The organism is Microbacterium rhizomatis, assembly GCF_008710745.1.
In the GTDB taxonomy this organism is placed as follows: domain Bacteria; phylum Actinomycetota; class Actinomycetes; order Actinomycetales; family Microbacteriaceae; genus Microbacterium; species Microbacterium rhizomatis.
This window is the reverse complement of sequence record NZ_VYSA01000001.1, coordinates 1,800,245-1,811,712: the sequence shown is the minus strand read 5'-3', so window position 1 is coordinate 1,811,712 and position 11,468 is coordinate 1,800,245. Positions and strand designations below refer to the sequence as shown.

Here is an 11,468-nt window from a genome sequence, read left to right as displayed (position 1 = left end):
GGCACAGGAGAACGCTGGGAGGCAGGATGCTGAGGGCCGGAGCATCCTGTGTGCGTGCGTTCTCCTGCACCCGTGCAGCCGGCGCACCGGCACAGGCGTCGGCTCACCGGCGCAGGCGTCGTCGCACGCACGGCAGAGGCGTCGGCGCACTGACGTAGGCGTCGTCGCACTGACGCAGGCGTCGTCGCACCGGCACAGGAGAACGCTCGGGGGCAGGATGCTTAGGGGCGGAGCATCCTGTGTGCGTGCGTTCTCCTGCACCCGTGCGGCCTGCGCACCGGCACAGGCGTCGGCTCACCGGCACAGGCGTCGGCGCACCGGCACAGGCGTCGTCGCACGGCACCGGCGTCGTCGCACCGGCACAGGAGAACGCTGGGAGGCAGGATGCTGAGGGCCGGAGCATCCTGTGTGCGTGCGTTCTCCTGCACCCGTGCAGCCGGCGCACCGGCACAGGCGTCGGCTCACCGGCGCAGGCGTCGTCGCACCGGCACAGGAGAACGCTGGGAGGCAGGATGCTGAGGGCCGGAGCATCCTGTGTGCGTGCGTTCTCCTGCACCCGCGCGGCCGGCGCACCGACGCAGGCGTCGTCGCACCGGCACAGGAGAACGCTGGGAGGCAGGATGCTGAGGGCCGGAGCATCCTGTGTGCGTGCGTTCTCCTGCACCCGTGCAGCCGGCGCACCGATCAGGCGAGGGTGTCGAGGATCCCGGTGAGGATCTCGTAGGTCGTCAGCGGGCTGATGATCGCGAAGCGCAGCACCGGCTCGCCGGCGTGCGAGCTGGGCACCACGAACCCGATCTGCTCTTCGAGCAGGCGGTCCGACCATGCCTGGTAGTCGGCGGCCGACCACCCCTCGCGGCGGAAGACGACGACCGAGAGCTGGGGATCGCGCACCAGCGAGAGGCCGGGGCGTGCCTCGATCTCGTCCGCGATGCGGCGCGCGAGTTCGATGCCGTACTCGATCGCGGTGCGGTACAGGTCGGTGCCGTGCGTGGCGAGCGAGAACCACAGCGGCAGACCGCGCGCCCGGCGGGTGAGCTGAATGCCGAGATCCGACGGGTTCCAGTCGGGCGTCTCGGTGAGCGTGTCGAGGTACTCCGCCTTCTGGGTGTGGGCGGCGAGAGCCTTCGCGGGGTCGCGGTAGATCAGGGCGCACGCGTCGAACGGCGCGAACAGCCACTTGTGGGGGTCGACGATGAGCGAGTCGGCGTGCTCGACCCCGGCGAAGGCGGGCCGCATCCGTTCGACGAGCATCGCCGCGAGCCCGTAGGCGCCGTCGACGTGCAGCCAGACTCCGCGACGCGTGGTCACCTCGGCGATCGAGGCGATGTCATCGACGATGCCGAAATTGGTGGTGCCGCCGGTCGCGACCACCGCGAAGACCGCGTCGCCGTATTCGTCGAGGGCGGCATCGACGCCTGCGCCGTGCATCCGTCCCTCGGCGTCGGATGCGACCGCGACGGTGTCGACGTCCATCACCTCGGCGGCCGAGACGATCGACGAATGCGCCTCGGCGCTGCAGACCACGACCCAGCGCGCGGGGTTCGGCCTGCCGGCATCCGCATTCCGTCGACGTGCCGCGGTGCGAGCCGTGACCAGCGCCGACAGGTTGCCGATCGTGCCGCCCTGCATGAACACACCGCCGGCGCCGGCCGGCAGCCCGAACTCGGCCGCGAGCCAGTGCAGTACCTCGTTCTCGGCGAAGACGGCGCCCGACCCCTCCATCCACGACCCGCCGTACACGGACGAAGCCGAGACGACCAGATCGAACGCGATGGATGCCTTGCTCGGCGCCGACGGGATGAACGAGAGGTAGGCGGGGTGATCGGTCGACACGCACGCCGGGGCCAGGACGTTCTCGAACAGGGCCGCGGCGCGCCGGCTGCCGATGCCCTCCGCGGTGATCGTGCCGCCGGCGAGACGGGAGAGGTCGCTCGGTCGCAGCGGCTTGTCGAGCGGGACGTCCTGATAGGTGACGCGGCGTCGCGCGTAGCTGAGCACGTCGTCGACCGTCGAGGCCGTATCTGCTGAGAAGGCGTGCATCGCCGCCGCGTGGGTCTGATCTGTCATGTCGTCTCCGTTGTTGAGGGCAAGCTGCGGCGCTGCGCTACAGCTTGCGCAGCAGTACGCTCTCGACCTTGTGGTCGGCGCCCTTGGTCAGCACGAGCGTGGCCCGATGCCGGGTCGGCAGGACGTTCTCGACGAGGTTCGGGAGGTTGATGCCGTTCCAGAAGCCGAGGGCCGTCGCGACGGCCTCCGCATCGGAGAGCTCGGCGTACTTGTTGAAGTACGACGCCGGGCTCGCGAAAGCGCCCTTCTTCAGCGCCATGAAGCGATCGACGTACCACCGGGCGATCTCGTCCTGGTCGGCGTCGACGTAGATCGAGAAGTCGAAGAGCTCGGCGATCGATGTGCCATCCGACCCCGGCGGCGGTTGCAGGACGTTCAGGCCCTCCACGATCACGACGTCGGGGCGGCGGATCGTGACGTGCGCGTCGGGCACGATGTCGTAGCGCAGGTGCGAGTAGATCGGGGCGTGCAGCTCGGGCGCGCCGCTCTTGACGAGCGTGAGGAATTCGAGGAGGGCCCGCCGATCGTACGACTCCGGGAAACCCTTGCGCGCCATGAGTCCGCGCCGCGCGAGCTCGGCGTTCGGGTAGAGGAAGCCGTCGGTCGTGACCAGATCGACGCGGGGGGTGTCGGCCCAGCGGCTGAGCAGCTCGCGCAGCAGACGCGCGATCGTCGACTTGCCCACCGCGACCGAGCCGGCGATGCCGATGACGAACGGCGTCGTGGTGTCGGGCTCGTGCAGGAAGGCGCTGGTCGAGGCGCCCAGCGCCTTCGCCGCCCGCGCGTACAGACTCAGCAGGCGACTGAGCGGCAGATAGACCTCGCGCACCTCGTCCATGTCGAGGCGGTCGCCGAGCCCCCGGATCTGAACGAGCTCGGTCGCGCTCAGAGGCTGGGGCATCCCCGGCGCCATCGCCGCCCACTCGGATCGCACAATCCGGCGATACGGGCTGAGAGCGGAGGGGGCCGGATCGGTGCTGCTCGTCATGGCGTCACGGTGATCAGGCACGTCAGCTCAGGCCGTCGGTGAGGAGTCCGGCGATGAGGTCGAGCACGGCGTCCGCCACTTCGCGCTTGCTGCCCGCCACTTCGGCCACGACGTCGCCTGAGGCGGAGATCACGATCGTGTCGTTGGCGTCGGTGCCGAAACCTCGGCCCCCGCCGACCGGGTTGGCCACCAGGAGGTCGGCGGGCTTGCGGGCGACCTTCTCTCTGGCGAGCGCGATGAGCTCGTCGCGATCGTCGGCGGTCTCGGCGGCGAAGCCGACGACGATCCTTCCCGTGACCGGGTGGGCCACGAGTTCGCCGAGCACGTCGCGCGTGCGCACGAGCGCGAGATCGAGCCGTTCGCCCTGTCCCGCCTTCTTGATCTTGCGGTCGGCGGTGACCTCGGGGGTGAAGTCGGCGACCGCCGCGGCCATGATGACGACGGATGCGGCGCCCGCGCGCTCGTCGACGGCTGCGGCGAGCTCAGCCGCCGTCGAGACGGACACGACCCGCACGGAATCGCCCGCTGCCGCGGCGAGGGCCGCCGCCGGCTCGGCGTCGAGGTGGGCGGCGATGACGGTCACCTCCGCGCCGCGAGCGGCCGCGGCGAGGGCGAACGCGACACCCTGCTTGCCGCTGGAGTGGTTGGCGAGGTACCGCACGGGATCGATGGGCTCCCTCGTGCCTCCGGCAGTGATGAGCACGGTGCGGCCGGTGAGGTCCTGCACGGACGGGGTGCGATCCGCGTTCGCCTGGCCGGCAGCATCCAGAACCGCGGCGACGATCGTGCCCGGCTCGCTCACGCGGCCCGGCCCGACGTCGGGCCCGGTCAGCCTGCCGGTCTCGGGGCCGACGATCACGACACCGCGCTCACGCAGCGTCTGGATGTTGGCCACGGTGGCAGGATGCTGCCACATCTCGGTGTGCATCGCGGGCGCGATCACGAGCGGCGCACGGCTCGCGAGCACCGTCGTGCCGAGGAGGTCGTCGGCGATCCCGGCGGCGAGCTTGGCGATCGTGTTCGCCGTGGCGGGGGCGATGACCACGACGTCGGCCTGCTGGCCGAGGGCGACATGCCGGACGGCCGCGACGTCGTCGAAGATCGAGGTGTTCAGCGCGTTGCGGCTGATCGCCTCCCACGTCGGAGCGCCGACGAACCGCAGCGCCGCGTCGGTCGCGATGACGCGCACGGTGTGGCCGGCGAGCACGAGCTCGCGCACCACCTGGATCGTCTTGTAGGCGGCGATGCCGCCGGTGACGCCGACGACGATGTTCAGCGATCGATCGGCGCCCGCGTGGTCTGCGCTCATGCGTCCATCATCCGTGGCTTCATCGCCGGTCGGCTCCTCGCTCATGTGTACATCGTCCGGTAGGAGGGAACGTGGCCGGTCGGTGTGGTCACCGGCTCGACCGCGAGAACGGCGTGCACGATCGCGCGTGCCATGACGTCGGCACCCGCGGTCAGCACCTGGTTGACCCGGTCGCCGGGGTGCAGCGCCTCGATGGGGCCTTCACCCGGCGGCCACGCGCCCGTTCCGGTCGACACCGCGAAGGCGACATCCCCGTCGGACAGGGTGTGGATCGGGCGGATCGCACGCGCCATGCCGTCATGGGCGCACCCGGCCAGGCGCAGCAGCTCTCCACGGCTGAGCGGGATGTCGGTGGCGACCACCGCGAGGGTCGTGTTCAGCGGTCGCATGGGCAGCCGCCCGCCGGCGAGTTCGGCCAGCGCGGTCAGGGCGCGCTGACGCGCCGCTTCGGAGGGAGGGACCAGGTCGAATTCGGGGGTGCCGTCGTCGTGAGCGAGTCCGAACATCTCGCCCCACGGAAGGCCCGTGCGCTGATTGACCGTGCTGCCGGCGGAATTGACGACGACGAGTGCGCCGACCACCCCGCCGCCCGGGAGCACGACGCTCGCCGTGCCGACGCCGCCCCGGATCTCGCTCGCGATCGCGCCGGTGCCGGCGCCGACCGATCCCTGCGCGACGGCCGCTCCGTCGTCGCTCGCGAGGGCCGCTTCGAGCGCCTCCCGGGCGAGGGCGGCATCGGGGCGCGCGAAGAAGTCCCCGCCGCGACCGAGGTCGAAGAGGGTGGATGAGGGCACGACCGGCACGACGTGCGTCGGTTCCGGGCCGACCTGGAAGCCCAGGCCGCGCTCGGCGAGCCCCGCCATGACGCCGCCCGCGGCATCCAGTCCGTATGCGCTTCCCCCGCCCAGGTACACCGCGTGGATGCGCTGGACGACTCCGGTGGGGTCGAGCGCGGCGATCTCGCGGGTCGCCGTGCCGCCGCCGCGCGCGTCGACGGCTGCGGTCACCCCCGTCTCGCCGCCGTAGACGACGGTCGAGCCCGACAGCCACCCGTCGCCGACACGCTGCGCATGGCCGACGCGGATGCCGGTGACATCGGTGATGGCGTTGCGCGGGCCGATGCGCAGTCGGCCCGTGCCGCCGACGCGCCAGTCGAGCCGGGTCACATCCACGCCCCCACCCTAGTGCGGCCCTCGCCCTCGTCGCGGCCCCTCCCGCAGCGCCTCACCGGCCCCGCTCACCCACGCGACACGCCCTTCGGTGCGGCGGTGACGGGCGTGTTCCGCCGGGTGAGCGGTCGCGGTGGGGTGAAGCAGGAGCCGGGGGTCAGCGCGGGGTGACGCGGAGCCAGACGAAGCCGTGCGGGGGCAGCGCGACGCCGTGGGCGAGGTCCACCTCGCGCGCGGTCACGATGTCGGTCGCCTCGGGGGCGAAGCCCGAGAGGGTCAGCGGGTCGATCAGCGCGAGGTCGTCGCCGACGTTCGCGAGAACCAGCACCGCGCCGGCCTCACCCGGCCGTTGGTAGGCGAGCACGGTCGGGTGGTTCGCGCCGAAGCCGATGAGCGCGTTGCCGCCGAACTCGGGCGTCGCTTTGCGGGTCTCGATCAGCCGCGACAGCCGCTGATACACGCGGCCTGCGGTGGTCGCCGCATCCGTCCGCGCGTCGTACGCGGCAGCCGGCCGCTCGGGGCGGTGCACCCACCGCGTGTCTCCCGCGCGGTCGGGGTCGTCGCGGAACGAGTAGTCGTTGAGCTGCCCCACCTCGTCGCCGAGGTACAGCAGCGGGATGCCGCCCGTCGACATCGCGATCGCGTGGGCGAGCACGACTCGGTCCTCGCCCCCCGCGTCGCCCGCCTCGATGCCGGCGAGCGACGCGGTCGTGCCCGTCACCCGCGCATCGCCGGTCTTCGGGTTCTCCTGGAACGGAACGCCGCGGGCGAAGCTGCCCTCGACGCGGTTCACGTAGAAGTCGTTGAGGAAGCGGCGGTGCGGGTACCCCTGGATGCCGAGCTCGGCTGCGTCCTCGTCGGCGAAGGTCCAGCCGATGTCGTCGTGACTGCGGACGTAGTTGACCCACGCCGTTCCCGCCGGCAGCGCGTGCCGGCGTTCGAGAGCCTGCTGCAGAAGGCGCGGATCGCGGGTCGCGAGCGCCTCCCACGTCAGCGCCATCTGGAGCGGGTTGTACGACAGCTCGCACTCGTCGGGAGAGATGTAGGCCGCGACCTCGTCGGGGTGCACGATCGCCTCCGACTTGAAGAGCATGGACGGTGCCGCCAGGTGCAGCACGGCGTTGAACGCCTGCAGCAGCAGGTGGGCCTCCGGCAGCGATTCGGATGTCGTTCCGAGACGCTTCCAGATGAAGGCGACGGCATCCATCCGCAGGATCTCGACGCCCTGGTTCGCGAGGAAGAGCATTTCGCCGGCCATCGCCCGGAACACCGCCGGGTTGGCGTAGTTGAGGTCCCACTGGAAGTGGTAGAACGTCGCCCAGACCCAGCGCCCGTCCTCCAGCGGCACGAACGCGCCGGGGTGGTCGTCGGGGAAGATCTCGCGCACGGTCTCTTCGTACGCGTCGGGCATCGTCCGGTCGGGGAAGATCAGATAGAAGTCCTCGAAGCCGGGTACGCCCGCCACGGCGTTGCGGGCCCACTCGTGCTCGTTGCTCGTGTGGTTGAAGATGAAGTCGACCACGAGCGAGATGCCCGCCAGCCTCAGGTCGGCGGCGAGTTCGGCGAGCTCTTCCATCGTGCCGAGCGCAGGGTTCACGCGGCGATAGCTCGACACCGCGTACCCGCCGTCGGAATTGCCCTCCGGCGCCTCGAACAGCGGCATGAGGTGCAGATAGGTGAGCCCGAGCTCCTGGAAGTACGGGATCGCCTCGCGCACCCCCGCGAGCCCGCCGGCGTAGCGGTCGACGTAGCAGACCCCGCCCAGCATCCGCTCCGATTGGAACCAGTCGGGGTCGTCCGCGCGCTGCGCGTCGCGGGCACGGAGTTCGAGAGGGCGACGACTCCAGGATGCCGCGGCCTCACCGACCACGGCGCTCAGCTGCTCGCGCGCGTCGGCGCGATGGCCGTACAGGGTGGCGAACAGGGCGTGCAGGCGCGGGAACTGCGCATCGAGCCGCTCGACGAAAGAGGCGTCGAGCGTTCCCGCGCCGGCCTCGACGGCGTCTCGGACGGCGTCGAGGTCGGCCGCGGCATCCGTGAGGGCGGTCATGCCGGCCTCCGCACGAGGACCTCGTCGAGGAAGGCGTAGATCGTCGCGTGCAGCGCGGCCGTCGCAGCGTTTTCGATCGTGCCGGCGTGCCCGCCCTCGACCGGCTCGAGGTAATGCACCTGGGCGTCGGTGTCGGCCAGCAGCCGGGCCGCCATCTTCCGCGCCTGCGCGGGGCCCACGCGGTCGTCGCTCGTCGCGGCGTAGATGAGGGACGGCGGGTAGGCCCGCCCCGGATCGATGAGGTGGTACGGCGAGAAGGTGCGCACGAACTCCCAGTCGGCGGGGTCGTCGGGGTCGCCGTACTCGGCGATCCAGCTGGCGCCCGCCGAGAGACGGGTGTAGCGCCGCATGTCGAGCAGGGGCACCCCGCACACGATCGCGCCGAAGCGCTCGGGGAACTGCGTGAGCATGTTTCCGACGAGCAGGCCCCCGTTGCTGCGCCCGTGGCACCCGATGCGGTCTGCCGTGGTCACGCCGCGATCGACGAGATCGGCGGCCACTGCGGCGAAGTCCTCGTAGGCCTTGTGCCGGTTCTCGCGGAGCGCGGCGAGATGCCACGCGGGCCCGAACTCGCCTCCGCCGCGGATGTTCGCCACGACGTACACGCCGCCGCTCTCCAGCCACGCCGGCCCGACGAGCGTCGGGTACTCCGGTGTGAGCGCGTGCTCGAAGCCGCCGTAGCCGTTCATCAGCACGGGCGCATGGGCAGCGTGCTCGCGCGGGCCGACTTCGAAGTACGGGATGCGGGTGCCGTCGGCCGACACCGCCCAGTGCTGGGTCGCCGCCAGCGCCGTGGCATCGAAGGTCTCGCGCGACCGCGCGACGGTGGTGGGCCCCTGGTCCACGGCATCGGTGACGATGAGCGTCGGGGGAGTGAGGAAGCCGCGCACGACGATCCACAGTTCGTCGTCTTCGTCGGCGTCGGCCGTCGCCACCCCGGCGCTCAGCAGGTCGTCGGGCGACGCGCCGAGGTCGAGGTCGGTGGCACGCCAGCCGTCGGAGGGGTCGAGCGCCAGCATCCGCGACTGCACGTCGTCGAGGAGCGTGAGCACGAGGCGGCGCTTGGTCCAGCGCCACGAATCGAGCACCGTCGTCGAGGTCGGGGTGAACACGACCTCCAGCCCGGAGCCGTCGCCGTCGGTGACCGTCTCGAGCGGGCCGACCAGGAGCGACCCGGCGGCGACCTCGTGACCTGCGACCGTCCACGCCGTCGTGGTGCGGATCACGACGGAGGCTCCGTGCACCGCAACCAGGGCGTCCTGCGGGGCGGCGACGAGCTTCGGGGCAGCGCCGAGCGCAGCATCCCAGACGTACTCCTCCGAGTGGAAGAAGTCGTGCGCGACATCGACGGTCGCCGTCGCCATGCCATCGGTGCGATCGACGCTGACGAACACGCCCACGTCGGTCGTGGCGGCCTCGATGGCGGTGAAGCCCGAGTACACGGGCGTGCCGCGCTGCCAGACACGGGCGGTGAGCGGGTAGCCGGAATCGGTGCTGCCGCCGCCGGCCAGAGCGGTCGCCACGAGCAGTTCGTCGGCGCTGATCCACGCCACCGATGTCTTCTCGACATCGAGCGCGAACGGGGTCTCGGTGACGAACGCGACCGTGGCGAGGTCGAACTCGCGGAGCACCGTCGCATCGCCACCGTCGGGCGAGAGCTGCAGCAGGACGCGGTCGGTGCCCGCGGGCCCGTGGATCGCCCGCGAGAACGACCACGTCGTGCCTTCGGCACGGCCGAGCGCATCGATGTCGAGCAGCACCTGCCACTCGGGCGTGCCGGCGCGGAACGCATCGCGGCCGCACCGGCGCCAGAGGCCCCGGGGGTTCTGTGCATCGCGCCACACGTCGTACATCCACTCGCCGTGCCTGCTCGGCACGACCAGCCGATCAGGGTCGTCGAGGATGCCTCGAAGCCGCTCCTGGAGAGCGCTGCGCGCCGCGGAGGCGAACCTCGCCTCCGTCTCGGCCGAGCGCTCGGCCGCCCACGCGAGGGCGTCGTCGCCGCGGACCTCTTCGAGCCAGAGATACGGGTCGGCGGGTTCGTCGGCGGCGTCGGTCGTGGGGGCGCTGGTCGTGCCGGACGTGCTGTCGGTGGTGGTGCGGGTCACGCCGTCAGCCTAAGCGCCGGTCGTCGAGCCGCACTACGCCGGTCGCAGCCTCGAGGACGGAGTGGGTTTCATCGCTGCCCGCACTCCCGACGCACCCGGCGTAGCCTGGGGGGATGAGCGCCTATGTCTCGGCGTTCGAGCTGTTCTCCATCGGTGTAGGACCCTCGAGCTCCCATACGGTCGGCCCGATGCGGGCCGCCCTCGATTTCGTCGAGCGGCTGAGGGCGTCCGGCTCTCTGACGCGCGCCTCCCGCCTCGCGTGCACGCTGTACGGATCACTGGGCGCGACGGGGATCGGCCACGGCACGCCCGACGCGGTCGTGGCCGGATTCCAGGGTCTGGAGCCCGCGACGGCTGATCCGGATGCCGTGCGCTCGGCCTGGACCGACTGGCCCGAGGGTCGCCCGCTGCTGCTGGCGGGGGTCCACCCGATCCCCTTCGCCAAGGGCGACATCACGTTCGCCCCGCGGACGCGGCTGCCGGGGCATCCGAATGCCATGACGATCGAGGCGTTCGACGCGGGCGGCTCGCCCTTGTCGAGCCAGACCTACTACTCGGTCGGCGGCGGCTTCATCCGCCGCGACGGCGAAGCGCCGCGCGTGCAGGCCCGGCCGTTCCCCCTCGACTTCGACGACGCCCAATCGCTCATCGCCCTCTGCGACGAGCGCGGCATCACGATCGCCGAGGCCGCAAGGGTGAATGAAGAGGCGCTGCGCACCGATGCGGAGATCGCTTCCGGCCTCGACGCGATCTGGGACGCGATGGCGGGCTGCGTCGAGGCGGGGCTGCAGAACGACGGAGTGCTCCCCGGGATGCTGCGGGTCAAGCGGCGAGCCTCGGCCATCCGTGCACAGCTCGAAGCGGCCGAGGCCGACGGGCACCGCGAACTGCCGGGGGAATGGCTGGGCGCGTTCGCGCTCGCCGTCAACGAGCAGAACGCCGCAGGCGGGCGGGTCGTGACCGCACCGACGAACGGCGCTGCCGGCATCGTGCCGGCGGTCGGGATGTACTGGTGGCGCTTCCTCGCCGACTCGGGGCTCGGGGTCGGCAATGCCGTCACGCCCCATGGGGAGCTGGTCGGCAGCGCGCTGCTGGGTTTTGCCGGGCCGCGCTCGTTGAGCGATGCGTTCGGGGCTGCCTCGGCAGGCGCGTGGGACGAAGACGCGGTGGCGGAGGCGAACCGCCGCCGGGGCATCCGCCGGTACCTCCTGACTGCGACGGCGCTCGGATCGCTCTTCAAGGCCAATGCCTCGATCTCGGGCGCGGAGGGCGGCTGCCAGGCCGAGGTCGGGTCGGCGTGCGCGATGGCGGCCGGCGGCCTCACCGCGGTGATGGGCGGCACCAGCCGCCAGATCGAGAACGCCGCAGAGATCGCGATGGAACATCACCTCGGGCTCACGTGCGACCCGGTCGGCGGGCTCGTGCAGATCCCGTGCATCGAGCGCAACGCGATCGCCGCCTCGACCGCGGTCACCGCTGCGCGGCTGGCGCTTCGCGGCGACGGGAGCCACTACGTGTCGCTCGACACGGTGGTCGAGACGATGCGCCAGACGGGAATCGACATGTCGACGAAGTACAAGGAGACGAGCGAAGGCGGCCTCGCCGTCAACGTCATCGAGTGCTGAGCGCCCACGCGGCGCCCTCCGGCCCCCGAGTCGCCGCCGTCGAGGTAGGCGGGCCAGTTGGGGTCGCTCTCGTCGGGTTGTGGCGGCGCAAGCCGGCCCCCGAGTCGCCGCCGTCGAGGTAGGCGGGCCAGTTGGGGTCGCAACGAGGG

Annotated in this window: 7 protein-coding genes; 1 reads left to right on the top strand and 6 read right to left on the bottom strand. The window is 71.6% G+C overall.

The genetic code is table 11. The annotated features are described in order from the left end of the window. Window positions 1-684: 684 nt before the first annotated feature. The 6 genes from F6B43_RS08365 to F6B43_RS08340 form a co-directional block, all read right to left on the bottom strand. Entirely contained in the window at window positions 685-2,070 is a 1,386-nt protein-coding gene (locus F6B43_RS08365) for a pyridoxal phosphate-dependent decarboxylase family protein (RefSeq protein WP_150448327.1), read from the bottom strand. Window positions 2,071-2,107: 37 nt separating this feature from the next. Beyond that, entirely contained in the window at window positions 2,108-3,058 is a 951-nt protein-coding gene (gene coaA / locus F6B43_RS08360; protein WP_150448326.1) for a type I pantothenate kinase, read from the bottom strand. Window positions 3,059-3,080: 22 nt separating this feature from the next. Then, on the bottom strand, window positions 3,081-4,334 hold the full coding sequence (coaBC, locus tag F6B43_RS08355; protein ID WP_150448518.1) for a bifunctional phosphopantothenoylcysteine decarboxylase/phosphopantothenate--cysteine ligase CoaBC: 1,254 nt from the start codon (window positions 4,332-4,334) through the stop codon (window positions 3,081-3,083). Between the two features lie 74 nt (window positions 4,335-4,408). Continuing rightward, window positions 4,409-5,539, bottom strand: a complete 1,131-nt coding sequence (locus tag F6B43_RS08350; protein ID WP_246159851.1) for a P1 family peptidase — start codon at window positions 5,537-5,539, stop codon at window positions 4,409-4,411. 154 nt (window positions 5,540-5,693) lie between these two features. Then, on the bottom strand, window positions 5,694-7,586 hold the full coding sequence (locus F6B43_RS08345) for an alpha-amylase family protein (protein WP_150448325.1): 1,893 nt from the start codon (window positions 7,584-7,586) through the stop codon (window positions 5,694-5,696). Continuing rightward, the gene (locus tag F6B43_RS08340; protein WP_150448324.1) at window positions 7,583-9,694 is read right to left on the bottom strand and encodes a prolyl oligopeptidase family serine peptidase; all 2,112 of its coding nucleotides are present in this window, start codon (window positions 9,692-9,694) and stop codon (window positions 7,583-7,585) included. The genes F6B43_RS08345 and F6B43_RS08340 overlap by 4 nt, the downstream gene beginning before the upstream one ends. 113 nt (window positions 9,695-9,807) lie before the next feature. Between F6B43_RS08340 and F6B43_RS08335 the strand changes: the two genes are divergently transcribed. Further along, the gene (locus F6B43_RS08335; protein WP_150448323.1) at window positions 9,808-11,319 is read left to right on the top strand and encodes an L-serine ammonia-lyase, iron-sulfur-dependent, subunit alpha; all 1,512 of its coding nucleotides are present in this window, start codon (window positions 9,808-9,810) and stop codon (window positions 11,317-11,319) included. The last annotated feature ends 149 nt before the right edge of the window (window positions 11,320-11,468 follow it).

Coding starts and splice junctions, on each gene's coding strand:
- F6B43_RS08365 (WP_150448327.1), bottom strand. CDS start 2,070: ATGACAGATCAGACCCACGCGGCGGCGATGCACGCCTTCTCAGCAGAT.
- coaA (WP_150448326.1), bottom strand. CDS start 3,058: ATGACGAGCAGCACCGATCCGGCCCCCTCCGCTCTCAGCCCGTATCGC.
- F6B43_RS08345 (WP_150448325.1), bottom strand. CDS start 7,586: ATGACCGCCCTCACGGATGCCGCGGCCGACCTCGACGCCGTCCGAGAC.
- F6B43_RS08335 (WP_150448323.1), top strand. CDS start 9,808: ATGAGCGCCTATGTCTCGGCGTTCGAGCTGTTCTCCATCGGTGTAGGA.